This is a genomic window from Streptomyces griseus (genome assembly GCF_001715295.1).
Classification (GTDB): Bacteria; Actinomycetota; Actinomycetes; order Streptomycetales; family Streptomycetaceae; genus Streptomyces; species Streptomyces griseus_G.
Genome location: NZ_MDKB01000001.1, coordinates 845,949 through 868,986, shown reverse-complemented (window position 1 = coordinate 868,986; position 23,038 = coordinate 845,949). Strand labels below are relative to the sequence as shown.

At 70.8% G+C, this 23,038-nt stretch carries 23 protein-coding genes and 1 pseudogene; 11 read left to right on the top strand and 13 right to left on the bottom strand.

Features of this window, described 5'->3' with window-relative positions:
- Positions 1-10 precede the first annotated feature (10 nt).
- From BA175_RS03290 to BA175_RS03275, 4 genes are all read right to left on the bottom strand, one after another.
- Complete coding sequence (locus BA175_RS03290) at positions 11-1,051, bottom strand: ABC transporter permease (protein WP_069169669.1); 1,041 nt, start codon at positions 1,049-1,051, stop codon at positions 11-13.
- A complete protein-coding gene (locus BA175_RS03285) occupies positions 1,048-2,568 on the bottom strand; it encodes a sugar ABC transporter ATP-binding protein (protein WP_069169668.1) in 1,521 nt (506 codons plus the stop codon). Before BA175_RS03285 ends, BA175_RS03290 begins: the two co-directional genes overlap by 4 nt.
- A 328-nt stretch (positions 2,569-2,896) precedes the next feature.
- The gene (locus BA175_RS03280; protein ID WP_069169667.1) at positions 2,897-4,078 is read right to left on the bottom strand and encodes an ROK family transcriptional regulator; all 1,182 of its coding nucleotides are present in this window, start codon (positions 4,076-4,078) and stop codon (positions 2,897-2,899) included.
- 623 nt (positions 4,079-4,701) lie between these two features.
- Complete coding sequence (locus BA175_RS03275) at positions 4,702-5,652, bottom strand: beta-ketoacyl-ACP synthase III (protein WP_069169666.1); 951 nt, start codon at positions 5,650-5,652, stop codon at positions 4,702-4,704.
- Between the two features lie 428 nt (positions 5,653-6,080).
- Between BA175_RS03275 and fdhD the strand changes: the two genes are divergently transcribed.
- Positions 6,081-6,929: a formate dehydrogenase accessory sulfurtransferase FdhD gene (gene fdhD, locus BA175_RS03270; RefSeq protein ID WP_069169665.1), complete on the top strand. Its 849-nt coding sequence runs from the start codon at positions 6,081-6,083 to the stop codon at positions 6,927-6,929.
- Positions 6,930-7,329: 400 nt separating this feature from the next.
- Positions 7,330-7,869 carry a hypothetical protein gene (locus BA175_RS03265; RefSeq protein WP_069170307.1) on the top strand — a complete coding sequence of 180 codons (540 nt, stop codon included), beginning with the start codon at positions 7,330-7,332 and terminating at the stop codon, positions 7,867-7,869.
- Positions 7,870-7,954: 85 nt separating this feature from the next.
- On the opposite strand, the gene BA175_RS03260 is transcribed toward BA175_RS03265, so the two are convergent.
- Positions 7,955-8,350, bottom strand: a complete 396-nt coding sequence (locus tag BA175_RS03260; RefSeq protein ID WP_069169664.1) for a cupin domain-containing protein — start codon at positions 8,348-8,350, stop codon at positions 7,955-7,957.
- A 52-nt stretch (positions 8,351-8,402) separates the two neighbouring features.
- On the opposite strand from BA175_RS03260, the gene BA175_RS03255 reads away from it, so the two are divergent.
- Positions 8,403-9,395, top strand: coding sequence for a GlxA family transcriptional regulator (locus tag BA175_RS03255; RefSeq protein ID WP_069169663.1), 993 nt, complete (start codon positions 8,403-8,405; stop codon positions 9,393-9,395).
- A 24-nt stretch (positions 9,396-9,419) separates the two neighbouring features.
- On the opposite strand, the pseudogene BA175_RS31365 reads toward BA175_RS03255, so the two are convergent.
- Positions 9,420-10,425: pseudogene (locus BA175_RS31365) on the bottom strand (site-specific integrase).
- A gap of 159 nt (positions 10,426-10,584) precedes the next feature.
- Here BA175_RS31365 and BA175_RS03245 point away from each other — a divergent pair.
- Positions 10,585-11,169: a DinB family protein gene (locus BA175_RS03245; RefSeq protein ID WP_069169662.1), complete on the top strand. Its 585-nt coding sequence runs from the start codon at positions 10,585-10,587 to the stop codon at positions 11,167-11,169.
- A 400-nt stretch (positions 11,170-11,569) separates the two neighbouring features.
- Positions 11,570-11,854, top strand: a complete 285-nt coding sequence (locus BA175_RS03240; RefSeq protein WP_069169661.1) for a hypothetical protein — start codon at positions 11,570-11,572, stop codon at positions 11,852-11,854.
- 145 nt (positions 11,855-11,999) lie between these two features.
- Here the strand turns inward: BA175_RS03240 and BA175_RS03235 are convergent, their stop codons facing one another.
- Positions 12,000-12,380 carry a winged helix-turn-helix transcriptional regulator gene (locus BA175_RS03235; RefSeq protein ID WP_069169660.1) on the bottom strand — a complete coding sequence of 127 codons (381 nt, stop codon included), beginning with the start codon at positions 12,378-12,380 and terminating at the stop codon, positions 12,000-12,002.
- Between the two features lie 122 nt (positions 12,381-12,502).
- Here BA175_RS03235 and BA175_RS03230 point away from each other — a divergent pair, with 122 nt between their 5' ends.
- Positions 12,503-13,378 carry an NAD(P)-dependent oxidoreductase gene (locus BA175_RS03230; protein ID WP_069169659.1) on the top strand — a complete coding sequence of 292 codons (876 nt, stop codon included), beginning with the start codon at positions 12,503-12,505 and terminating at the stop codon, positions 13,376-13,378.
- 94 nt (positions 13,379-13,472) lie between these two features.
- Here the strand turns inward: BA175_RS03230 and BA175_RS03225 are convergent, their stop codons facing one another.
- Positions 13,473-13,682 carry a DUF397 domain-containing protein gene (locus BA175_RS03225; protein ID WP_069169658.1) on the bottom strand — a complete coding sequence of 70 codons (210 nt, stop codon included), beginning with the start codon at positions 13,680-13,682 and terminating at the stop codon, positions 13,473-13,475.
- A complete protein-coding gene (locus BA175_RS03220) occupies positions 13,679-14,506 on the bottom strand; it encodes a helix-turn-helix domain-containing protein (protein WP_069169657.1) in 828 nt (275 codons plus the stop codon). Before BA175_RS03220 ends, BA175_RS03225 begins: the two co-directional genes overlap by 4 nt.
- A 176-nt stretch (positions 14,507-14,682) precedes the next feature.
- Here BA175_RS03220 and BA175_RS03215 point away from each other — a divergent pair, with 176 nt between their 5' ends.
- Together BA175_RS03215 and BA175_RS03210 are read left to right on the top strand one after the other, a co-directional pair.
- A complete protein-coding gene (locus tag BA175_RS03215; RefSeq protein ID WP_069170306.1) occupies positions 14,683-14,976 on the top strand; it encodes a hypothetical protein in 294 nt (97 codons plus the stop codon).
- Positions 14,966-15,247, top strand: a complete 282-nt coding sequence (locus BA175_RS03210) for a hypothetical protein (protein WP_069169656.1) — start codon at positions 14,966-14,968, stop codon at positions 15,245-15,247. The genes BA175_RS03215 and BA175_RS03210 overlap by 11 nt, the downstream gene beginning before the upstream one ends.
- 67 nt (positions 15,248-15,314) lie before the next feature.
- Here the strand turns inward: BA175_RS03210 and BA175_RS03205 are convergent, their stop codons facing one another.
- Positions 15,315-16,187 carry a LysR family transcriptional regulator gene (locus tag BA175_RS03205; protein WP_069169655.1) on the bottom strand — a complete coding sequence of 291 codons (873 nt, stop codon included), beginning with the start codon at positions 16,185-16,187 and terminating at the stop codon, positions 15,315-15,317.
- Positions 16,188-16,311: 124 nt separating this feature from the next.
- Here BA175_RS03205 and BA175_RS03200 point away from each other — a divergent pair, with 124 nt between their 5' ends.
- Positions 16,312-17,310 carry an NADP-dependent oxidoreductase gene (locus BA175_RS03200; RefSeq protein ID WP_069169654.1) on the top strand — a complete coding sequence of 333 codons (999 nt, stop codon included), beginning with the start codon at positions 16,312-16,314 and terminating at the stop codon, positions 17,308-17,310.
- Positions 17,311-17,460: 150 nt separating this feature from the next.
- On the opposite strand, the gene BA175_RS03195 is transcribed toward BA175_RS03200, so the two are convergent.
- From BA175_RS03195 to BA175_RS03185, 3 genes are all read right to left on the bottom strand, one after another.
- Positions 17,461-17,793, bottom strand: a complete 333-nt coding sequence (locus BA175_RS03195; RefSeq protein ID WP_069169653.1) for a hypothetical protein — start codon at positions 17,791-17,793, stop codon at positions 17,461-17,463.
- 162 nt (positions 17,794-17,955) lie between these two features.
- Positions 17,956-18,492 (bottom strand): DUF2231 domain-containing protein, encoded by a 537-nt coding sequence (locus tag BA175_RS03190; protein ID WP_069169652.1) that lies wholly within the window; start codon positions 18,490-18,492, stop codon positions 17,956-17,958.
- A 393-nt stretch (positions 18,493-18,885) separates the two neighbouring features.
- Positions 18,886-19,917, bottom strand: a complete 1,032-nt coding sequence (locus BA175_RS03185; protein ID WP_069169651.1) for a bile acid:sodium symporter family protein — start codon at positions 19,915-19,917, stop codon at positions 18,886-18,888.
- Between the two features lie 179 nt (positions 19,918-20,096).
- On the opposite strand from BA175_RS03185, the gene BA175_RS03180 reads away from it, so the two are divergent.
- On the top strand, positions 20,097-20,996 hold the full coding sequence (locus tag BA175_RS03180; RefSeq protein ID WP_069169650.1) for a LysR substrate-binding domain-containing protein: 900 nt from the start codon (positions 20,097-20,099) through the stop codon (positions 20,994-20,996).
- 229 nt (positions 20,997-21,225) lie between these two features.
- Positions 21,226-23,025: an AMP-dependent synthetase/ligase gene (locus BA175_RS03175; RefSeq protein ID WP_069170305.1), complete on the top strand. Its 1,800-nt coding sequence runs from the start codon at positions 21,226-21,228 to the stop codon at positions 23,023-23,025.
- The last annotated feature ends 13 nt before the right edge of the window (positions 23,026-23,038 follow it).

The window sequence follows — 23,038 nt, the reverse complement described above, 5'->3', positions numbered from 1 at the left end:
GCGGGGTGGTTCAGGTCTCGCCGTGGCGCGAGGTGCGGCGCTGGACCAGGACGGCGGCGACGATGATCGCGCCCTTGGCGATCTGCTGGACATCGCTCTGCAGATTGTTGAGGGCGAAGATGTTGGTGATCGTGGTGAAGACCAGGACACCGAGTACGGAGCCGACGATCGTTCCGCGGCCCCCGCTCAGCAGCGTGCCGCCGATGATCGCGGCGGCGATCGCGTCGAGCTCGTACAGGTTGCCGTTGGTGTTCTGGCCGGACCCGGACAGGATGATCAGCATGAAGGCGGCGATGCCGCAGCACAGGCCGGAGAGCAGATAGAGGTAGAGCCGCTGGCGGCGTACGTCGATGCCGGCGAGCCGGGCCGCTTCGGCGTTGCCGCCGACCGCGACCGTACGGCGCCCGAAGGTCGTCCGGTTCAGGATCAGCCAGCCGGCGACGGTCACCGCGGCGAAGACGAGGACGAGTGGCGGGATGCCGAGGACGTAGGCGTCGGGCAGGCCCAGGTCGAGGACGGACTGGACCGTCACGATCTGCGTCTTGCCGTCGGTGATCTGCAGGGCGAGCCCGCGGGCGGAGGCGAGCATCGCGAGAGTGGCGATGAACGGGACCATGCCGCCGTACGCGATGAGCAGCCCGTTGACCAGTCCGGCGGCGACTCCCACGACCACGGCGGTGAACAGGATGCCCGCGAAGCCGTACTCCTGGGTGGCGAGGGTGGTCGCCCAGACGGAGGCGAGAGCCACCATGGCGCCGACGGACAGGTCGATGCCGCCGCTGGTGATGACGAAGGTCATGCCGACGGTGACGACCCCGATGACGGAGGACTGCGTCAGGATCAGCTGGAGGTTCCCGGTGTCCAGGAAGGCGTCCGGTTCGGTGAAGCCGCCGACGGCGACGAGGACGGCGAGGACGCCGAGCAGCGACAGGTTGCGGACGTCGGCACGCAGACCGAGTGCGCGCGGGCCCCTCTCCTGTCTCGGGGGCGGCGCGGCGGGTTTGGCCAAATCCGGCCCGTGGTGCTGCGCCGACGGTGCGGGCTGTGTCATGTCGGGCTCCCTTCCATGACGAGGTCGAGTACGCGGTGCTCGTCGAGCTCCCGGGCGTCGGCCGTGTGCACGACCCGGCCTTCGCGGAGCACCAGCACCCGGTCGGCGAGGCCCAGCACTTCGGGCACTTCGCTGGAGACGAGCAGAACGGCGAGGCCTTCGTCGGCCAGCCGGCGGATCACGGCGTAGAGCTCGGCGCGGGCGCCGACGTCGACACCACGGGTGGGTTCGTCCAGCAGCAGGACCCGGCAGCCGCGCAGCAGCCAGCGGGCCAGAACCGCCTTCTGCTGGTTGCCGCCGGACAGGGTACGGACGGCGGCGTCCGGGTTGTCGGGCCGCAGCGAGAGTTCGCGGGTGGCGGTCCTGGCGGCCTTGCGCTCGGCTCTCCGGTCGACCCAGCCCGCGCGGGCGAAGCGGGAGAGCGAGGAGACGGAGACGTTGCGGGTGACCGATTCGGTCAGCAGGAGGGCCTGCGCCTTGCGTTCCTCCGGCGCGAGACCGATCCCCGCAGCGATGGCGGCCCGGACGCTGCCGGGGCGCAAGGCTCTTCCGGCGACGGTGACACGGCCCGTGGTCGGTTTGCGGGCGCCGAAGACGGTCTCCAGGATCTCGGAGCGTCCCGAGCCGACGAGGCCGGCGAGACCGACGATCTCTCCCGGCCTCAACTCCAGGTCGACGGGCTCGAATTCGCCCTTCCGGGAGAGGCCTTCGACGGTGAGGACGGGCTCCGCCGTGTCGGGTACGCCGGACGCGGGCCGCGGGGGGAAGACGTGCTCGACGTCGCGGCCGGTCATCAGGGCGACGATGTCCCGGGTGGGGGTGGACTCGGCGGGGAGCCCGACGGCGACGGTGCGGCCGTCCTTGAGGACGGTCACCCGGTCACCGATGCGGCGGATCTCCTCCAGCCGGTGCGAGATGTAGATGACGGACACGCCGTCGGCGGCGAGGCCGTCGACGATCCGGAAGAGGTTGGCGACCTCGTCGGGGTCCAGCGCGGCGGACGGTTCGTCCATCACGATGAGGTCCACCTCGTGCGAGAGGGCCCGCGCCATGGAGACGATCTGCTGGTGTGCCGCCGACAGGTCACCGACCGGGCGCCCGGGATCGATCTCCGGGTGGCCGAGGCGTGCGAGGAGTGCGGAGGCCTCGATCTCGGCCACGCGGGTGCGGACGACGAAGCCGGCGGTGGTGAGTTCGTGGCCGAGGAAGATGTTCTCGGCGACGGACAGGTTCTCGACCAGGTCAAGTTCCTGGTAGATGGTGGCGATGCCCAGCCGCATCGCGGTGATGGGTGAGGAGAGCTGGACGGGTGCGCCGTGCCAGGTGATGGTGCCGCCGTCGGGCTGATGGGCTCCGGCCAGCACCTTGATGAGGGTGGACTTGCCGGCGCCGTTCTGACCGAGGAGGCAGTGGACTTCGCCGGCCTGCACCTCCAGGTCCACGCCGTCGAGGGCGCGCACACCGGGGAACGATTTGGTGATGCCGGACATCGTGAGCAGGGGTGGTTCTGGTGCCATGACGAATCCCCTCGGCGAATGGGGTCTCCCCTGCTCGGGCGGAACCGAGAGTGCGGGGAGGGCCGGTGAGCGGGCAGGGCGCAGTGCCGGCGGTGCCGTACTGCTGACGGGACTGCTGGTGGTGTGCGGGGTGGTGCGGTGCTCGGTACGTGCTGCTTACGGAGACTGCTGCGGGGCGGTGCTCGTAGAGGCTGCTGACGGAGACTGCGGTTGGGGGCGGTGCTCGGTGGAGACGGCTTACGGGTACTGCTGCGGGGCGGTGCTCCGGACACGGCTGCCTGCGGGGGAAGACCGCGGAGCAGGTGCCGAACGCACGCCGGCCCGGACGTCAGGCCGGCGAGAACAGGTGGTCGCTGATGAGTCTGGCCGCGCCGGTCACCCCGGCGGCGGGCCCCAGCTCACCCAGCACGATGGGAAGGTTGCCCGTGGCCAGTGGCAGGGACTGCCGGTAGACCTGGGTGCGGATGCTGGCCAGCAGGTTGTGGCCTAGCCCGGTCACCCCGCCGCCGATCACGACGAGCCCCGGGTTGAAGAAGCTGACGAGTCCCGCGATGACCTGGCCGACCCGGTTGCCGCCCTCCCGGATGAGGTCGAGGGCGGTGGCGTCACCCGCCGCAGCGGCGGCCGCCACGTCGACGGCCGTGAGCTTGCCGGCCGTCTCCAGCCGGGCCGCGAGCTCCGGTGACAGGCCGGCACGGGCCGCGTCCTCGGCGTCGCGGGCGAGGGAGGCGCCGCTGAAGTGGGCTTCCAGGCAGCCCCGGTTGCCACAGGCACAGGGACGCCCGTCGGGTTCCACCTGGATGTGGCCGATGTCGCCGGCGCTTCCCGTCGTCCCGCGGTAGACCTCGCCGCCGACGACGATGCCGCAGCCGATACCGGTACCGATCTTGACGCAGAGGAAGTCGCCCACGGATCGGGCGACGCCCGCGTGCTGCTCCCCCATGGCCATCAGGTTCACGTCGTTGTCGACCATGACGGGGCAGCCGAGTTCCTGACTGAGCGCCTCCCGGACCGGGAAGCCGTCCCAGCCGGGCATGATCGGTGGTGCGACCGGGATGCCTTCGGGGAAGCGGACCGGTCCCGGTACGCCGATGCCGGCGCCGTCGAACCCCTCGGCGAGCCCGGAGGCCCGGAGCTTGGCCGCCATGGCCAGCACCTGTTCGAAGATGGCGACGGGCCCCTCGCGTACGTCCATCGGGTGGTTGAGGTGTCCGAGAACCTCCAACTCGGCGTTGGTGACGGCCACATCGACGGAGGTGGCGCCGATGTCGACCCCGAGGAAGCGCAGTTCGGGTGCGAGCCGGATGTTGTGCGACCGGCGTCCGCCGCGGGAGGCGGCGAGGCCGTCGGCGACGACGAGTCCGGTCTCCAGGAGACGGTCCACCTCGACGGCGAGCTTGGACCGGGAGAGGTCGATCCGGTCACCGAGCTGCGCACGGGAGTTGGGCCCGTCGTCGCGCAACAGCCTCAGCAGTCGCGCCTGGTGCGTGTTCGCGGGTCGTGCCGTCATGCGTCTCACGCGTCCCTCCCCGCCACATCGGCCAGTCCGTCGGGCTTTCGAGGGGAACGTAGCAGCGGTTTACCCGAGTGGGAAGAAGTTGCGCAGGAATCAGGTCCAACTTTCTCCACACTCAGGACAAAGGTGCGACCCGACGGCCGCTCCGGGACCCGGGCACGCGAAAGGCCGGGGCTCGCGGCCCCGGCCTTCTCTTCCGTACGTTCGGCGCTTCGCACGCAGGTGGTACGTCGTGCGGGTGCGCTCCGTGCGGGCAGCGCACGACCTCGGTCGCGCGCTGTTCGTCGTGGGAGGAGATCGCCTCGGCCGGCGCGCGGTGCCCGCTCCACGGCCCGGTTCCGCGCCGGCGGGCGACCCGTGTGCAGTACCGGCGTACCCGGTGGCCTCCCGGGCGGCAGGCTCCGAGGGACGACGTTGCCGGTCGGTCCCCTCACCTCGGCGTGGAAGGCGGCTCCCGGGCGACCGCGAGGTCCGTCGTCGACGGCCGCCGCCCGCTCACCCTTCGAGCGGCGCTCCTCCAGTGCCTCGACGCCCGCCCTGCCGGAGACGGCCGCCGCGAACCGGGCGGCCTCGGCCTCCAGGAGGGTACGCAGCGAGAGCGGCTGCCCGAACCGCCCTCAGGGACAGCGGATGACCTGTCCGGCGTAGGAGAGGTTCCCCCCGAAGCCGAAGAGCAGGGCCGGAGCACCGCTCTCCACCTCGCCCCGCTCGACCAGCTTGGACAGCGCCATGGGGATCGACGCGGCCGAGGTGTTGCCGGAGTCCACCACGTCCTTGGCGATGACCGCGTTGACCGCTCCGATCTTCCTGGCGACGGGTTCGATGATCCGCAGATTGGCCTGGTGCAGGACGACGGCCGCGAGATCCTCGGGCGTGAGACCGGCACGCTCGCAGACCGCGCGGGCGATCGACGGCAGCTGCGTGGTGGCCCAGCGGTAGACGGACTGCCCCTCCTGCGCGAACAGCGGGGGCGTGCCCTCGATCCGTACGGCGTTGCCCATCTCGGGCACCGAGCCCCACAGGACGGGGCCGATCCCGGGCCGGTCCCCCGCGTCCGGGTCGGTGGTGACCACGGCCGCGCCGGCTCCGTCCCCCATGAGGACGCAGGTGGAGCGGTCGGTCCAGTCGACGATGTCGCCCATCTTGTCGGCCCCGATGACCAGGGCACGGCTCGCCGCACCCGCCCGGATCGCGTGGTCCGCGGTGGCCAGCGCGTGGGTGAACCCGGAGCAGACGACGTTGATGTCCATCACGGCAGGTGAGCCCATGCCCAGGCGTGCGGCGACGCGGGCCGACATGCTCGGCGAGCGGTCGATCGCGGTGGACGTGGCGACGAGGACCAGATCGATGTCGGCGGGTAGCAGTCCGGCCGTGGCGAGGGCCTTGGCCGCCGCGTGGGCCGCCAGTTCGTCGACCGGCTCGTCGGGGCCTCCCAGATGCCGGGTCCTGATGCCGACACGACTGGTGATCCACTCGTCACTGGTGTCGACCATGGCCGCAACGTCGTGGTTGGTGAGGACCTTGGCGGGCTGGTAGTGGCCGAGCGCCACGACACGTGAGCCGGTCATGTACGGGTTCCCCTCGCTACGTATGGCAGGAGTTCACCAGTCTTGGTTGCTACCGCTCGGTACAGAGGCACGTAACCCGACAGGAATCCGGCCCCAGGCTTGGAGCGTCCGGGACAGCCCTCCGGGAACTTCCGCCGAGACATCCCGGAACGCCCCGGCCGGACACTCACCGTCACCGCCCTCGCCCCGGCTCCGGGCACACGGCAGACAATATGGTCGATCCGACACGCTCGCTCGGCCCTCTCACCGGACGGACGACGACGTCACACGGCCTGCGCCTCCTACGCGTCGGGGCGATGTCACCCTCCACGTGCAGGACAACGGGAACGTCGAGGCCACCTCGCCCCATGACCACCGGTGAGCCATGGCAATCTCTGTAGCAAGGGCCATTCCGGCTTCCACCACGTACAGAATCGGGATTGACGGCTATGGGACGGGTCACCGAGCGTCGCCGCACCATCCGCATCCGGGACGGGGCCGTCACCACCCGGCCCGACACCCTCGTCGCCGAGGAGCCCCTGGAGATCCGGCTGAACGGCAGGCCGCTCGCCATCACGATGCGCACCCCGGGCGACGACTTCGCGCTGGCGGCGGGCTTCCTGGTGAGCGAGGGTGTGATCGGCGCGGGCTCCGAGGTGCAGTCGATCGTGTACTGCGCCGGGGCGACGGCTGACGGGGTCAACACCTACAACGTCGTGGACGTGAAACTCGCGCCGGGCGTCGTGGTCCCCGACATCACACTCGAACGCAACGTCTACACCACGTCCTCCTGCGGGCTGTGCGGCAAGGCCAGCCTGGACGCCGTCCGCACCACGACCCGTCATCCGGTCGGTGACACTCCCCCGGTCCGGGTGACACCCGCACTGCTGGCCACCTTGCCCGACCGGCTGCGCGCGTCACAGCGCGTGTTCGACCGCACCGGGGGCCTGCACGCGGCGGCGCTCTTCTCGGCGGAGGGCGAGCTGCTCGACATCCGGGAGGACGTCGGCCGCCACAACGCGGTGGACAAGCTGGTCGGCCGGGCCCTGACGGACGACCGGCTGCCCCTCTCCCGGGCGATCCTGCTGGTGTCGGGGCGCGCCTCGTTCGAACTGGCGCAGAAGGCGGTGATGGCCGGCATTCCGATGCTCGCCGCTGTCTCCGCACCGTCGTCGCTGGCCGTGGACCTCGCGGCCGAGAGCGGACTGACCCTCGTGGGCTTCCTGCGGGGTCCGTCCATGAACGTGTACGCGGGTGACCACCGCATCGCCCTGGAGGCCCCGCCGGGCGGGAGCTGAGGCGCTCCGCCCACTGCACGGGCCGTCGGGCCCGGGCTGGGCTGGACCAGGAGTTCCGCCTGCCCAAGGCCTGGACGTCCGACCGCGACCGCTGCCCGGCGCGAGGGTCCCGACGAGCGCGGGTTCACGACCGGAGGAGAGCCGGCCCGGGACATCGTCCGCCGCCGCCCGGCCGCTGGTCTGCCCGCCTCCACCGAAAACTCGGCTCAGGACACGAACCACTGCTGGAGTGCCACCTGCGGGCACCTACGACCAGCCGGCACCCCCACCGGCTGGTCCTGCACTCCATGCGGGCCGAGCGGCCACGAACGGCTCCGTGGGTCTTCGGAGACCCCCACCAGGTCGGCAGCCGTCGGGCATGACGCTGCTCGCGACTCGACGAATCACGTATGAGGTGCCCATGAGTAGGCTTCTGGATTTCTACGAAACCACGGTTTCCCCGAGTTACCGCATCTTCGGTCTGGTCGACACGAGTATCGATACGTATGCACCCCATGCGGATCGCTCACCATGGCTCCTTTCTGCCCCTGGCATGGTGTATCTGCAGGTGCCGCCCCAGGTGATCCGGACCTCCGTGCGGTTGGAGAGCTGGTCAGCCGCCCCTCCGCCGGACGATGAGGAGTGGTCCGGTACGGAAGAGGTGGAGGTGGAGCTTCCCGGCGGTGACCTCGCCTTGGAAACCATCGACGGCGGGCAGAAGGAAACCCCCCTGATCCTGCCCTCGTCCGGCTCGTATCGGATGCGGTGGCAGTGGGTGTTCAACCCTGCAGGCGGGGTTTTCACCTCCCCCCTGGCGGGAATGCGCGAACCCCTGCCCATGCCCCTGGGACACGAGGAGAAACTGAACGGCGCGGATCAGTACTGCCTGGTCCAAGTCTGGCGCATTCGCTGTTCGTGCGCCACCACGTCAACGTGCTCGGCCGGTACTCCTTCCAGCTGACACCGCCGAGGATTGAGTCCCGCGTCGCCCTCGCCGGGCATTCGGTGACCGTAACCCATCCGGTGACAGGCTGAGCAGCCTAGGGTCAGGTGGTGAGGGCGTGCCCGGTCGTCGAGTCGACATGCTCAGGGATCTCGTCGTGGCGATCACCCACAGTGGGCGTCCCGGTGGGCTCGAACATGAGGATTGCGGCGCCGGATGGAGCGTACGGCTTGTGCTCTGTGCCTCGGGGGACGGTGAAGACCGCCCCCTGCGGGAGCAGGACCGTGCGTTCCCCGTCGGGCTCGCGCAGGGAGATGTGCAGTTCGCCGTCGAGTACCAGGAAGAACTCATCGGTGTCGTCGTGGACGTGCCAGATGTGTTCGCCCTCGACCTTGGCGATGCGGACGTCATAGTTGTTGACGCGCGTGACGATGCGAGGGCTCCACAGGGCATCGAAGGAGGCCAGAGCCTTGCTGAGGGGGATGGGTTCGCTACTCATGGGCTCATCCTGAGCCGTTTCGCACGGCCGCCGTGAGTGCTAGGAATTGCACATGGCGAAAGAATCCTCGCACGCAGCTGACGCGGCGGGCGTACACCGGGTCGTCGTGATCGTGGACGAGAACTCGAACCCCTTCGAGCTCGGGTGCGCGACCGAGGTCTTCGGTCTGCGCAGACCGGAGATCGGCCGTGATCTCTACGACTTCAGGCTCTGCTCCCCCGAGCCCCGAACCCTGATGCGAGACGGATTCTTCACGCTCACGGGAGTCGCCGACCTGGAGGCGGCCGACGCGGCGGACACCTTGATCGTCCCCAACCGCCCGGACACCGAAGTCCCCCGCCGTCCCGCCGTACTCGATGCCGTCCGCCGGGCACACTCCCGCGGTGCGCGCCTGGTCGGCTTCTGCAGCGGCGCCTTCACACTGGCCGAGGCCGGAGTCCTCGACGGGCGCCGAGCCACCGCCCACTGGCAGTGGGCGGATTCCTTCCGGGCCCGCTTCCCCGCTGTCCAGCTCGAAACAGACGTGCTGTTCGTGGATGACGGTGACATCCTCACCGCGGCAGGAAGTGCAGCCGCGCTCGATCTCGGGCTGCATGTGGTCCGACGCGACTACGGCGCGGAGGTCGCCAACTCTGTGAGCCGGCGGCTGGTCTTCGCGGCGCACCGGGACGGTGGGCAGCGGCAGTTCGTGGAACGTCCCATGCCCGACCTGCCGGACGAGTCCCTGGCGCCTGTCCTGGTCTGGGCTCAGGAACGGTTGGACTCACCGCTCACCGTGTCTGGCCTTGCGGCGCGTGCGGCGGTCAGTCCGGCGACTCTGCATCGCCGCTTCCAGGCGCAACTGGGCACGACGCCGCTGGCGTGGCTGACCGGGGAACGGCTTGCTCTGGCGTGCCGGTTGATCGAGCGAGGTGAGTCCCGGTTCGAGGTGGTCGCGCGACGCAGCGGGCTCGGCACCGCTGCCAATCTGCGCACACTGATGCGCCGCGCGACCGGCATCACACCGTCGGCGTACAAGCGCCGGTTCGGGCCAGAGGCGAACTGACAGCGGGTATCCCCCAGCGACGAATCACGTGTGCTTCCAGCGTCTGCTGTCGCCGGGGGCGAGCAGGCTGGTCAGCTCAGAGATCGCCTCGGGGGACGGCTTGAAGTAGCGGCGGACGTTCTCCGGCTTCTTGTGCCGGGACTTCGCCATCAGCATCAGCAGGGAGGCGCCTTGCTCGCCGAGGTGGTGGAGGGCGGAACGGCGGTACTCGCGCAGGTCCCAGCCGGTTCCCGGCCCGCGCACGGCGGTGTGCTCATCGAGCAGGGCGCGGGCTCGGCCGTAGGAGAGGCGGGCCAGGCCGGTGTCCGGGCACGCGTCACGCGGGCGACGACCTTCCCCGGGCCGGGGCGGCGGTGGGTGACGAACACCGGGCCGCGGGTACGGCCGCGCAGCAGGCGGGGCAGGAGCCGGGCGGTGCCGGCGTCCCAGTAGACGGTCTCCAGCACGAAGTCCTCGCGCGCCTGTCCGCGGCGGCGGGCCTTGCTGCGAGCACCCGTGGCCTTGACGGGGCAACGGCGCGCGGCGAAAGTCCAGATCCTCGATGTTCACGCCGAGGATCTCCTCCGTGCGGGCGGCGGTCTCGTAGAGCATTCGCCACAGTGTCTTCTCCCGCAGGTGGACCTCGCGGCGGGGACGATGAGCCGGTCCACAGTCATCTTCGAGCGGGCCGGGGTTTCGGAGTCGGGCACCGCGTGCCGCTTCGTCCAGGCCGGGACCGCCGGGCCGTCGTAGCCGTACTCCTTGCACCAGCCCAGCCAGGACAGCACCGCCGCCGGGCGTTCCAGGTGTTGACCGCCGCGGTGCCCCACAGCAGTTCCAGGGCCTCGCCGATCTCGTCGTCCGCGACCGACCCCAGGGGGCAGCCCTCCCCGATCCGCTCGGCGGTCTGGCCGACCCCGGCCCCACAGCTGCGGACCGTGTTCGGATTGCGCAGCGAGTCGAGGAAGGCGTCCGCAGTCGCGCGGACGGTCAACACCTTCCCGGCCGGCAGTTGCACGACGGTGGGCGCCGCTTCCCCCTTGCCACGGATAAAGATCAAGTTAGGTGTCGCCCGGCTGAAGACTGGTAGGGACGCCGGCGCCGGCGGTCTCCACGACGAACGTCCGCCACGGGGACCGTCCCAGGTTGTAGTGGGTGCCGTCGTAAGGAATCTTGAGACCACGAGCAGCCCATGGCAGGCTCATGCCGCATGATCGAGCAATTCGCCAAGGAAAACCTGCACGAGAGACTGCGGCGGGACCGCAAGGCACTGCTCTGGAAACTCGAGGGACTCTCCGAGTACGACGTCCGCCGACCTTTGACGGCGTCGGGGACCAACCTCCTCGGCCTGGTCAAACACGTGGCCGGCGTCGAGGCACGGTACTTCGGCGAGGTCTTCGACCGTCCCTCTCCGGAACCGTTGCCCCGGTGGCAGGACCATGACGGCAGCGACCTGTGGGCGACCGAGGACGAGACGCGCGATCAGATCGTCGGCTCCTACCGGCGCGCGTGGGAGCACTCGGACGCGACGATCAACGAGCTTCCCCTCGATGCCCCCGGCCACGTGCCGTGGTGGACGGAGCCCTATTCCCACACGAACCTGTTCGCCGTCATGGTCCACGTACTCGGTGAGACCAACCGGCATGCCGGGCACGCCGATATCCTGCGCGAAGGCGTCGACGGCCGTACCGGGTTGCGCCCTGAACATGAGATGCAGATCGATGAGGCAGCCCGCGCCGCCTATCACGCGAGGATCGAGCGGGCTGCCAGGTCAGCCGCATCAGTCGAAGCATAAAAGGCTGCGCCGAGCGATCTGCTGTTCGCCATGGTGGCGGACCGTGGGTCCTGACCTGTCGAAGCATCTGGTCCCCGATGAACGCTGGGGGTTGGCTGCTCCGTTACTGCCGTCGTTCGCGGCTCGACCGCAAGGTGGTGGGACGGCTCATGCCGCAGTCGGCGCAGCGGGCCGTCACGAGAGGCCGAGGCCGATGCGGCCGTCGCTCCGTCCCTCACCGCGGACGAAGGGCGACCGGCCGCCGGCGAGGTCCTGCGGCCGGGGCCGCTCGCTGTGCCCCAGTTGGCAGACCGTGACCACCCGTGCCACGTCGGCAAAGCCGTCCGGACACCGCAGCCTCTTCGTGCGCGTTCTCGCGACGGCGGGCCACCGGTGGCGACCCGCGTGAGAGCATGCGTCCATGAGCAGCGACCTGGAAGTGAGCGCGCTGGCGATCAACGTCACGATCCCGCAGCCGCTCCGCTGGACGGACACGCGACGCGGTGAGGCGTTCGAGCTGAGCACGCTCAACGTCCGGCTCCTCCCGGACGGCCACCTCGCAGTGAAGGCCTACGGCCGGCCGGTCGCCGGTGGCCGGGGCGCCTACGTCTCGTTCCCCGTGCCCGACCGACCCGAACTGGCGGCACTGATCGCCGATGCCGCCGACCGCGCCGGGGCGTTGTGGGCCGCCCACCTCGGTCTCTGAACTGAGCCCTTCCGTCGGCCCAGGAGGCGCACGGGGACCGTCCGGGACGTCACCTCCGCGGCAGGCACGGTGCTGGATCGTCCCGCGTGACGCGCGTGCGGGTGCGCGTCGGGTCGTGCACGGCACCCGGTCCACGAGCGGCCCGCTACGGTCGCCGCACCGCCGCGACCTCGTCCACGGTGACCCTCTCGGCCCCGATCCGTCCCGCCCGTGCGGTGCCCCACGCCCCCAAAGGCGCCAGGGCGGTGTTGAGTGATACGCCGTGCTCCGTCAGGGAGTACTCAACCTTCGGAGGCACCTCGGGGTACACCTCCCGGTGCACGAGCCCGTCCTCCTCCATCTCCCGCAGATGCTGGATCAGCATCTTCTCGCTGACGCCCGGCAGACCGCGTCGGAGCTGGGCGAACCGGCGGGTCCCGTAGTGGTGCAACTCCCAGAGGATCAGAGGCTTCCACTTGCCGGCGACCACGTCCATCGCCGCGTCGATTCCGCAGACATAGGGACCGCGCCGCGCTGATGCTGCCATCCGTCCCCTCCACGACGTACTTACCCGTGGGTGAGTACCTCACCAATTAGTCCGTACTGGTCAACTCTACCGGCCCTGGGGAGGATTCAGTCATACGCCGAACACGAGGGGGACCCTGCACAATGACGACGGACAACAGCTTTCAGGTGAGCGTGCTCGGCCTGGGAGCGATGGGCGGCGCCCTCGCGGGCGCCCTGCTGAAGGCGGGAAACGGGACGACCGTCTGGAACCGGTCACCGGAGAAGGCCGAGGACCTCGCCGCGCAGGGCGCGGAGGCCGCCGCCACGGCCGGCGACGCGGTCCGGGCCGGCCGGCTGGTGATCGTGTGCCTGCTGGACCACGCGTCGGTCCGGGAGGTGCTCGAACCGCTCACCGGCGACCTGGCCGGGCGCACCCTGGTCAACGTCACCACGACGACACCGGCGCAGGCACGGGAGATGGCCGACTGGGCCGCCCGGGCCGGGATCGCGTATCTGGACGGCGGCATCATGGCCGTGCCGCAGATGATCGGTCATCCCGGGGCGTCGGTCCTCTACAGCGGATCTGCCGACGCCTTCGACCGGTACAGGTCGCTGCTCGAACTGTGGGGAGCCGCGACCTACTTCGGTGAGGACCCCGGGCTCGCGTCCCTGTACGACCTCGCCCTGCTCGCAGGCATGTACGTCATGTTCGCGGGCTTCATGCACGGGGCCGCCATGGTCGCACCCGCAGGCATGACCGCCCGCCGGTTCGCCGCCATGGCCGCGCCGTGGCTGACCGCCATGACCGGCGCCCTCGACGGGCTGGCCGCCGTCGTCGACGGTGGGGACTACACCGTCGAAGGACAGCAGAGCCTCGAGTTCTCCGGCCTCGGTGACCTCCTGGACGCCAGTGCCGACCAGGGCATCAGCACCGAGGTGGTCGCCATGGTGCAACGTCTGATCCGACGCCAGATCGACGCGGGCCACGGGGAGGAGGGCTTCTCCCGCATCATCGAGAGCATCAGACAGCCGGTCTGAGGCGATGCGGGCCGGCTGAGGGCCCGCACGGACACGCAACGGCTCCTCGCCGACCGGTCACGGTCGGCGAGGAGCCGTTGCGTGCGGTCGGCGCTCAGCCCTCGAACGCCTCGCCCTTCACGGCGGCCACGAAGGAAGCCCAGCCGTCCACCGAGAACGTGAGCGCGGGGCCCTGCGGGTTCTTGCTGTCGCGTACGGGGACAAGGGCGGCGACGTCGTCGGACACCTCGATGCAGGCACCGCCGTCCGAGTTGCTGTAGGAGCTCTTGCGCCAGTTGACGGCGCTCAGGTCAAGGGACCTCAAGGTGATTCCTCCAACATACGCAGGATGAACTTCCGCGACTCGGCCGGGGACAAGGCCAGGTCTCGTACCGCATCGTAGGCCCGTTGCAGTCGTTCGACCGGCCCATCCGCCTCGATGAGTTCACCCCTGTAGGCATTCTCCGTGTAGGCCACGGTACGCCCACCCGGCAGGCGCAGGAACCAGACATCGGTGCTGTCCAAACCATGCGGCCCCGCACGGAACGGCAGCACTTGGACCGTCACCCGGCCTCGCTCGGCCATCTCCCCCAGATACTCCAACTGCCCTTGCCACTCCCCGAGGTCGTGCAGCTGCGTGCGAAGGACCGCCTCGGACACGATCGTGCGGAACGGTGGCGAATCGTCACCCAGCAGCAGTTCGCGCCGCCCTGTCCGAGCCGCAACCTGCTGATCCAACTCCTTCCCCTTGATTCCGCCCGCCGCCAGGACTTCCCGGGCGTACCCAGGCGTCTGCAGCAGCCCCGGCAGCACGCTCACCGCGAAGTGCCACAGGCTCGTGGCCTCCGCCTCCAGAGCCATGTACCGCCGGTACCGCTCCTTGAACTGCGTCTGGTCGCTGACCGCCAGCTCCCACAGAGCCAGCAGCAGCCCCGGCGTCCCGTAGTACTGGTCGAGCGCCTGCACGACCTCCGGGCCGCCGACCGTCTCGCCCTTCTCCATCTTCCCGAACAACGACCATTCCCAGCCCAGCCGTTCGCCCAGCTGCCGCAGACTGTCGCCGCGCGAGGTGCGCAGCAGCCGCAACTCCTCCGCGAACCGTGCGCGTGGTTCCCTGCTGCGGCCCGTGACCGCCCGCCTCGTCGGCATCGTGCCCTCCGTGGAACGTGTGGAACGTGACTCACCTGCCGGGGAAGCACATCCCGCCCTCGGTGTGTCGCGCTCCCGGCCGGGCCACTCTCGTAGCGCAGCCCTCACCCACCGTAGTCACAGGCGTGGGGGCCGCCGCAGGAGAACCCGTGCAGGACCAACCGAAGGAAGTCGCCATGACGTCACCGTCGCAGAAGCCGCCGCTGCCCCGCAGGACGCGCCGGTCGGGGCACCCGGCAACGGCCGGGATCCAGGAGGCCGTCGACGCGCGGGACGCCCTCGCGGCCGCACTGGGCGAAGCCGGTGTCCAGTTGCCCGCGATGCATGTGCGTACCCCCTGGCCGGACACGGACGGCGGTGACGAGGGACGGGCGGCCCGGTACGCCTTGGTCCATCTCGGCGTCTGTTCCGCCGCTGTGGCGCACGCCCTGGCTGCCGTGATCAAGGTCGGGGCGGCAGGTGGCCGGTGACGGTGTGCCCCCTCTCGGGGTGGCCGTGCACGACGAGGGCAGCGGCCGGGTGGGGCTGGTGACGGGCCATGAGGGCCCGTACGTCCAGCTCCGCCCGCTCGGCGGCGGCCGCGAGTGGGACGCGGACCCGGCACGCGTGCGCCCGGCCCGCCCGGCCGAGCTGCTCAGCGCCCGCGTCGCCGAGGCCAACGCCCGCAGCCGCACCGGCCTCGGACTCGGCGGCGTACGGGCTGCGCCGCGCGCACGCGGGGAGGAGGACGGCACCCGGTGACCAGGGCGCGCGCGAGCACCACGTGGTGCACCGCGCTGCGGCGCCGGAGGAGTGGGCCGGTTCCCGGTCAGGCTGCCGGGGCGGCCAGGACGGACTCGGCCGCCCGCCGGAGACTCCCGATCATCGGATTGGCGTCGCCCGTGCGGCTGACCAGCACGACCTGGCTGGGAGGAGCGCCCTCGACCGGCACGGTGACCAGGTCGGGACGCAGGGAGCTACGCCGGTCGCCGACCGGTAGCACGGCGATCGCCCGGCCGCTCGCGACGAGTTCGAGCTTGTCCTCGTAGCTCTCGATCGGCGGCACCCCGGCTCCGAGCAGTCGATAGGAAGTCCAGTCCGAGGTCTCGAGCGGGCAGGGTGCCGCCTCCTCGCCGGCCAGTTCCTCCGCGGTCACCGAGGCGCGCTCGGCCAGGGGGTGACCGCGCGGGACCACGAGCACCCGGGGCTCCTCGTACAGCGGGACGGTGGACACGTCGTCGGCGAGCGGCAGCGGCGCCCTCGCGATCAGGGCGTCGACGCGCGTGTCGGACAGGGCCCCGACGTCGCGGCAGCTCAGGTGCCGGGTGGCGATCTCGGCGTCCGGGTGGAGGCGGCGCAGTTCCCGCACGACGTCGGTGATCACCAGGTCTTCGACGTAGCCGAGGGTGATTCGTCCGGTCTCGGCTTGTTCACGCACGGCCAGTTCGGCCTGGCGGGCGGCCTGCAGCAGGGCTTGCGCCCGGGGGAGGAACGCCTGGCCGGCCGGGGTGAGCCGGGCGCCCTGGGGCACGCGGTCCAGCAGTCGTGCGCCGAGGTACTTCTCGAGCCGCTGGATCTGGCGGCTCAGCGCCGGCTGGGCCACGTGCAGGTCGGCGGCGGCCCGGCCGAAGTGCTGGTGCGCCGCCACCGCGGTGAAGTAGCGCACCAGCCGCAGTTCCAGGTCCTGTCCGGAATCGTTCACCGTTCCAGGGTACGCATCATGCCGTTTCGGAATGATCGGGTTGCCGGACCGGTCTTGGACGGCGGTGCCGTCGCGAGCCTTGACTGGAGGAACAACGTTTCCCCGGGAAAGCGAGCAAGAGGCGATGAAGGCGATCCAGTTCCACGAAGCGGGCGGGCCGGAAGTGCTGCGGTACGAGGAGGTGCCGATGCCCGAGATCGGTCCGGGCGAGGTGCTCGTCCGGGTGCACGCGGCGGGCATCAACCCGCCGGACTGGTACCTGCGTGAGGGGATGAAGGTCATGCCGGCCGAGCTGAGGCCCACGCTGGAGTACCCCCTGACCCCCGGGACGGACATGTCGGGCGTGGTCCGGGCGGTCGCTCCGGACGTGACCGCGTTCGCCGTGGGCGACGAGGTCTTCGGCATGCTGCGGTTCCCCGGGTTCGACGGCCGGACGTACGCCGAGTACGTGGCCGCGCCTGCTTCGGACCTGGCGCCGAAGCCTGCCGGTGTCGACCACGTGCGGGCGGCGGGCGCGCCGATGGCCGTGCTCACGGCCTGGCAGTACCTCGTCGAACGTGGCCACGAGGTGCCGTCCCCCTTCACCGGGCAGCTCCACCGGCCGGTGCCGATCACGCCGGGGATGACCGTGCTGGTCAACGGGGCCGCCGGTGGAGTGGGTCACTTCGCGGTGCAGCTGGCGAAATGGAAGGGGGCACACGTCATCGCGGTGGCCTCGGGCCGGCATGAACGGTTTCTGCGCACGCTCGGTGCCGACGAGTTCATCGACTACACCAGGACGCGGGCCGCGGACGTGGTCTGCGATGTCGACCTGGTGATCGACACCGTCGGCGGCCCGGACAGCTCACGCTTCCTCGCCGTGCTCAAGCGCGGTGGCACCCTGCTTCCGGTGTTCTTCGCCCGGTACGACCCGGAAGAGACGGCGCGTCTGGGCGTCACGGTCTCCACCATCCAGGTGCGGTCCCACGGCCCCCAGCTTGCCGAGATCGGACGCCTGTTCGACGAGGGGACGCTCCGGGTCGGGGTGGACAGTACGTACCCGCTGCCCGAGGCGGGCAGCGCACACGCGCGAGCCGCGCAGGGGCACATCCAGGGCAAGATCGTGCTGACGGTGGTCCCGTGATCGCCGGGCTCCGGCGGGAGCGGGCCGCCGCGCATCACCGCCACCCCCGGGGTACGCAACGCCGGTCGCCACCTGACCGTCCCCCGGTTCACGCGGACGCGCTCCGCACTGCGGTGGTACCCGTGCGGCACGCCCCGGCGCACTGCGGGGTTACGTACCCTCGCCTTCCGGGCCCGCCTCCGGATCCAGGCGGCTTGCGGGATGCAGCGCCTCTTCGGAGTAACGCGTAGCGGCGATCGCTTCGACCGTCTGCGACTCGGTGAACATCTCGGAGTCCGGAATGTGTGGGACGAAGCCCATGAGGACGCCGTCGCGCAGCACCTGGGCATCGAGCCCGCCCGCGCCCACCGACCACAGCGCCTCGCTGCCGTCAGGGATGACGACACGGATTCCGAACTCGTCCACACCCTCGTCGGCACGGTGGGCCATGACACCCCGCGCGCGCAGCACGGCAACGATGCGATCGATGCGATCGGGTTCCACCGTCAACCCACCTCCAATGTCCGTTTTTAGCCATATGGACGCTTTTTTTATCGTACTGCTCGCAACGGACACGCAAAGGCCGGCTCCAAGCGGCGGCCTCGGCGTCGCTCTCCCGGGCACGGCAGGGACGGTCGAGGGCGTCCGCATCGCGGTTCCCGGCCGTCACGCGTTCGTGACAGCCGGGACGCCGGGCCGAGAGGACCCGCCGGCCCCCCATGTCGCCTTCGCACCCGAGTCGCCGATGCGGTAGACCTGCACGACCGCTCCACCTGCCACGACGAGCGAGAGCACGATCGCGGCGACCCGCCACCACGGGCTGGGCTTCCTGCCCGTGCCGCGCCGCCCCTCGGCACCCACGGCGGAGGGCAGGAACGCCCAGCGGTAGGCCGCCCAGAGTGCTGTGGCCACGACGAACAGGCCCACAGCCCAGGGCAGGAGATCCTCACCCATCTCCGTGTGCTGTTCCACGCGAGCGTTCTCGTCCACACGTTCCTGCAGCCACTCCCCCGCGTTGGTGGCGAGAGGGACCGCGATGAGAGCCACCAGCGCCAGAACGGGCAGGGCGAGACCGAATCTCCGCATCACCTGCGGGAACAACGCACACGCCACCACAGCCAGCGCGGCAAGCGGCACCAGCACCACCACGAAGTGGACGAGAAAGGGATGTGCGGGGACTCCGTTGATCTGTGTGGGGCCCATCGGGCAACTCCTTCGGAAGACGCGGGTCACGACAGCCCTGCCCGTACCGACATGAGGGCGCCGCACCTGCCGTACGGGAAAGCGGGGCCGCTCACCGTCAGCTTTCTTCCTGACCGACGCAGAGGCGTAAACCCCGCGACGGCACGTGGAGGTACGCATCCGACCACCGCCGCCCCCCTTCACGGCCGCCTCTCCCGCCCCCTCCACGCTTCTCCCGCCGTCGGCGCGGCTGCCTCGCGGGCGGTGCCCTGATGTGTGCCGATCCGCCGACTGTGTGACGGCCCTCCGGGCGGCCCGGTACCGACGGACGAACGGTCCGGGGAGCCCAGTGGGGCAGGTGGCCGGAGATCCGGGCGCACCCGACGGTTCCTCACCCGGCCCGCACCGCACCGCTCAGCTCAGCGCCTCCGCCGGGGCGCCCCGGGCCGGGGCAGCCGGCAGGGGGTCGCGGGAGCGGCGCTTGGCGATCACCGCGCAGACCATCAGCTGCATCTGGTGGAAGAGCATGAGCGGCAGCACCGCGAGGCTCGCGTGGGCGCCGAACAGGACGCTGGCCATGGGGAGCCCCGCCGCGAGGCTCTTCTTCGATCCGGCGAACTGGATGGCGATCCGGTCTCCCCGCCCGAAGCCGAGCCGCTTCGCCCCGTACCAGCTCAGCGCGAGCATGAGGGCGAGCAGTACGGCCTCGGCGGCGAGGAGCGCGCCGAGGCGGAGCGGGGTGACCTGGTGCCACACGCCGGCGACCATGCCCTCGCTGAACGCCGTGTAGACGACGAGCAGGATCGAACCGCGGTCCACGTACCCCAGGGCCTTGCGGTGCCGGGCGACGAAGCCGCCCACCCAGCGGCGCAGCAGCTGCCCGGCGAGGAAGGGTGCCAGCAGCTGGAGGACGATCTTCACCAGCGCGTCCGCCGAGAAGCCTCCCGCACTGCCCCCGAGCAGGAGTGCGGCCAGCAGAGGGGTGAGCAGGATGCCGGCGAGGCTGGAGAAGGAGCCGGCGCAGATCGCCGCAGGGACGTTGCCTCGGGCGATCGAGGTGAAGGCGATCGACGACTGGATCGTCGAGGGGACCAGACAGAGGAAGAGGAAGCCGTCCTGGAGCTGCGGGGTCAACACGTACGGGACGAGCCCCCGGCTCGCGAGACCCAGGAGGGGGAACGCCACGAAGGTGCAGGCCACAACGGTGAGGTGGAGCCGCCAGTGCTTCAGCCCGTCCAGTGCCTCGGCGGTGGACAGGCGTGCCCCGTACAGGAGGAAGAGGAGGCCGACCGCCCCGGTGGACGCGCCGCCGGCCAGGTCGGCACCGGCGCCGGAGGCGGGCAGCAGGGCGGCGAGCACCACCGTACCGATCAGCGCCAGGAGGTACGGGTCGACCGGCAGCCAGGACGGCGGCTTCGGGATGCGGCGGGTGATGCGGCGGCTCATGTGCTCCGTGCTCTCTCGGCGGGGTCGTGCCCTTGCCCTCGGCGGGTCGTGCCCTGCTCGCGGCGTGGTCCATGCCCTGCCCATCGTGCTCCTGAGGGAGGCGATCGGGAATCCGGTACACCGCTCTGACTGCCATCGCGAAACGTGATGAGCGCGCCGGCGCGGGATAGCCTGCACCCGTGTACGACCCGGTCCAGCTCCGTACCTTCCTCGCCGTGGCCCAGACGCTGAGCTTCACCCAGGCCGCGCGCCGCCTCGGCGTCCGGCAGTCCACGGTCAGCCAGCACGTGCGCCGCCTGGAGGCCGAGGCGGGCCGGCAGCTGTTCAGCCGGGACACGCACCGGGTGGACCTCACGGAGGACGGCGAGGCCATGCTCGGGTTCGCCCGCACGATCCTGCAGGCCCAGGAGCGGGCGGCGGCGTTCTTCGCCGGGACGCGGCTGCGCGGGCGACTGCGCTTCGGGGCCTCCGAGGACTTCGTCCTGACCCGGTTGCCGGAGATCCTGGAGTCCTTCCGGCGCGAGCACCCCGAGGTCGACCTGGAACTGACCGTGGAGCTGTCCGGCACGCTGCACCGGCGCCTCGCGGCGGGCCGACTCGATCTGTTGCTGGCCAAGCGGCGGAGCGGGGACACGCACGGCGAGCTGGTGTGGCGGGACGCGCTGGTCTGGATCGGGGCCCCGCGGCTGCACGTCGATCCGGAACGTCCACTGCCGTTGATCGCCTTCCCGCCTCCCGGCATCACCCGGGCCCGTGCCCTGGACGTGCTGGAGGAGCACGGCCGGTCCTGGCGGTTCGCGTGCACGAGTACGAGCCTGAGCGGCCTCGTGGCGGCGGCCCGCGCCGGACTGGGCGTGATGGCGCACACCCGGGGGCTCATCCCTCCCGGGCTCGTCCCGGTGTCCGCCAGGGCGGGGCTGCCCGACCTCGGTGACGTGGACTTCGTCCTCCTGCACGGGAGGCGCGGGGACGCCGCGAAAGAGGCGGCCGACGCTCTGGCGGCGGCCGTCCTCGCCGGCGCCGACCGGCTGCACCGCGGGACCACCGGGTCCCCGCCCCCGGAGCGTGGGCAGGGGTAAGAGCCGCGTACAGATTCGGTGGAGATTCCGGCGCCGCTTACTTACCCGAAAGTCAGAACCGTGCCCGGGCCTTGCCCATCTGGGCCGGTATTCCGTGGCCGGCCTGTGCGGATGTGATGTTTTCCGGAGACTTCGGACCCTCCCGCGGCCGCCCCACGTGGGGTAGCGTCGCGGCGCTGTGCGGAGCGCCACAAGGAGCAGGTCATTGCGCGAGTTCACTGTCCCACCCCTGGCCGCCGCCCCTCACGTCGGTGGTCTCGCCGATGCCGTCTTCGACCACGCCGAGGACGATCCGCACCGGGTCGCCCTGGGCCGCAAGGACGCGGACGGACAGTGGCGGGACGTCTCCGCCGCCACCTTCCGCGACGAGGTCCTGGCCCTCGCCAAGGGGCTGATCGCGCACGGCGTCAGGTTCGGCGACCGGGTCGCCCTCATGTCCCGTACGCGCTACGAATGGACGCTCTTCGACTTCGCGCTGTGGACGGTGGGCGCCCAGTCGGTGCCGGTCTACCCGACGTCGTCGGCCGAACAGGTCCTGTGGATGCTGCACGACGCCCAGGTCTCGGCCGTCATGGTCGAGCACGAGGACCACGCGATGACGATCGGCTCGGTCATCGACCGGCTGCCGCAGCTCGAACGGCTCTGGCAACTGGACGCGGACGCCGTGTCCGAGCTCGTCGAGGCGGGGGCCCCGATCGACGACGAGGTGGTGCACCGGCACCGGCGCGCGGTGACACCCGAGTCGGTGGCGACCGTCATCTACACCTCGGGCACCACCGGCCGCCCAAAGGGCTGCGTGATCACGCACGCCCACTTCATGTTCGAAGCCGACACCATGGTCGGCCGCTGGCACCCGGTGTTCCACGCCAAGCCGGGCGAGGAGGCCGCCACGCTGCTCTTCCTGCCGCTGGCCCATGTCTTCGGCCGCATGGTGGAGATCGCGGCGCTGCGGGGCCGGGTCAAGCTCGGCCACCAGCCGGAGCTGTCGGCGAGGGCGCTGATGCCGGATCTGGTGACCTTCCGGCCCACGTTCATCCTGGCGGTGCCGTACATCTTCGAGAAGGTCTTCGACGGCGCGCGGCGCAGGGCCGAGGCGGAGGGCCGCGCGGGACCGTTCGACAAGGCCGTCGACATCGCGGTGAAGTACGCGGAGGCGCTGGAGGAGCGGTCCTTCGGTACCGGGCCCGGTCCTTCCGCGGGGCTGCGCATGCAGCACCAGTTCTTCGACAAGCTGGTCTACAAGAAGGTCCGCGACGCGATGGGCGGCCGGGTGCGGCACGCGATGTCGGGCGGTTCCGGCATGGAACGGCGGCTCGGCCTGTTCTTCGCCGGGGCGGGCGTCGCGGTCTACGAGGGGTACGGCCTCACCGAGACGACCGCCGCGGCGACGGCCAATCCGCCCGAGCGCACCCGCTACGGCACCGTGGGCCGGCCGATCCCGGGTTCGACCGTGCACATCGCGCAGGACGGGGAGGTCTGGGTGCACGGCGCGAACGTCTTCTCCGGATACCTGGGCGACCCCGAGGCCACCGCCGCCGTGCTGCGGGACGGCTGGCTGGCCACCGGTGACCTGGGCTCCCTCGACGAGGACGGGTACCTGACGATCACGGGGCGCAAGAAGGAGATCCTGGTGACGTCCGGCGGCAAGAGCGTGTCCCCGGCCGCACTGGAGGAACGGGTGCGCGCGCATCCGCTGGTGGCGCAGTGCGTCGTCGTGGGCAACGACCGGCCGTACATCTCCGCGCTCGTCACCGTCGATCAGGAGTCGGTCGACCACTGGCTGATCATGCAGGGCAGGACGCCGATGCGAGCCGCGGCCCTGGTGCGCGACCCCGATCTGGAGATGGAGGTGCGCCGGGCGGTGGTGGCCGCGAACACGGCCGTCTCGCAGGCCGAGTCCATCCGGACGTTCCGTATCCTGGCCCACCCGTTCACGGAGGAGCACGGGCTGCTCACACCGTCGCTGAAACTGAAGCGGAAGGCGATCGAGACGGCGTACGCCGCCGAGATCGACGCGCTCTACCGCTGAGTACCCGGCGTCT

Bases quoted from the DNA above. Each gene is read 5' to 3' on its own strand.
- BA175_RS03260 (WP_069169664.1), bottom strand. From the start codon at position 8,350: ATGAGTAGCGAACCCATCCCCCTCAGCAAGGCTCTGGCCTCCTTCGAT.
- BA175_RS03280 (WP_069169667.1), bottom strand. From the start codon at position 4,078: ATGACGGCACGACCCGCGAACACGCACCAGGCGCGACTGCTGAGGCTG.
- BA175_RS03200 (WP_069169654.1), top strand. From the start codon at position 16,312: ATGAAGGCGATCCAGTTCCACGAAGCGGGCGGGCCGGAAGTGCTGCGG.
- BA175_RS03255 (WP_069169663.1), top strand. From the start codon at position 8,403: ATGGCGAAAGAATCCTCGCACGCAGCTGACGCGGCGGGCGTACACCGG.
- BA175_RS03245 (WP_069169662.1), top strand. From the start codon at position 10,585: ATGATCGAGCAATTCGCCAAGGAAAACCTGCACGAGAGACTGCGGCGG.
- BA175_RS03275 (WP_069169666.1), bottom strand. From the start codon at position 5,652: ATGACCGGCTCACGTGTCGTGGCGCTCGGCCACTACCAGCCCGCCAAG.
- BA175_RS03185 (WP_069169651.1), bottom strand. From the start codon at position 19,917: ATGAGCCGCCGCATCACCCGCCGCATCCCGAAGCCGCCGTCCTGGCTG.
- BA175_RS03285 (WP_069169668.1), bottom strand. From the start codon at position 2,568: ATGGCACCAGAACCACCCCTGCTCACGATGTCCGGCATCACCAAATCG.
- BA175_RS03240 (WP_069169661.1), top strand. From the start codon at position 11,570: ATGAGCAGCGACCTGGAAGTGAGCGCGCTGGCGATCAACGTCACGATC.
- fdhD (WP_069169665.1), top strand. From the start codon at position 6,081: ATGGGACGGGTCACCGAGCGTCGCCGCACCATCCGCATCCGGGACGGG.
- BA175_RS03290 (WP_069169669.1), bottom strand. From the start codon at position 1,051: ATGACACAGCCCGCACCGTCGGCGCAGCACCACGGGCCGGATTTGGCC.
- BA175_RS03220 (WP_069169657.1), bottom strand. From the start codon at position 14,506: ATGCCGACGAGGCGGGCGGTCACGGGCCGCAGCAGGGAACCACGCGCA.
- BA175_RS03230 (WP_069169659.1), top strand. From the start codon at position 12,503: ATGACGACGGACAACAGCTTTCAGGTGAGCGTGCTCGGCCTGGGAGCG.
- BA175_RS03235 (WP_069169660.1), bottom strand. From the start codon at position 12,380: ATGGCAGCATCAGCGCGGCGCGGTCCCTATGTCTGCGGAATCGACGCG.
- BA175_RS03215 (WP_069170306.1), top strand. From the start codon at position 14,683: ATGACGTCACCGTCGCAGAAGCCGCCGCTGCCCCGCAGGACGCGCCGG.
- BA175_RS03265 (WP_069170307.1), top strand. From the start codon at position 7,330: ATGAGTAGGCTTCTGGATTTCTACGAAACCACGGTTTCCCCGAGTTAC.
- BA175_RS03190 (WP_069169652.1), bottom strand. From the start codon at position 18,492: ATGGGCCCCACACAGATCAACGGAGTCCCCGCACATCCCTTTCTCGTC.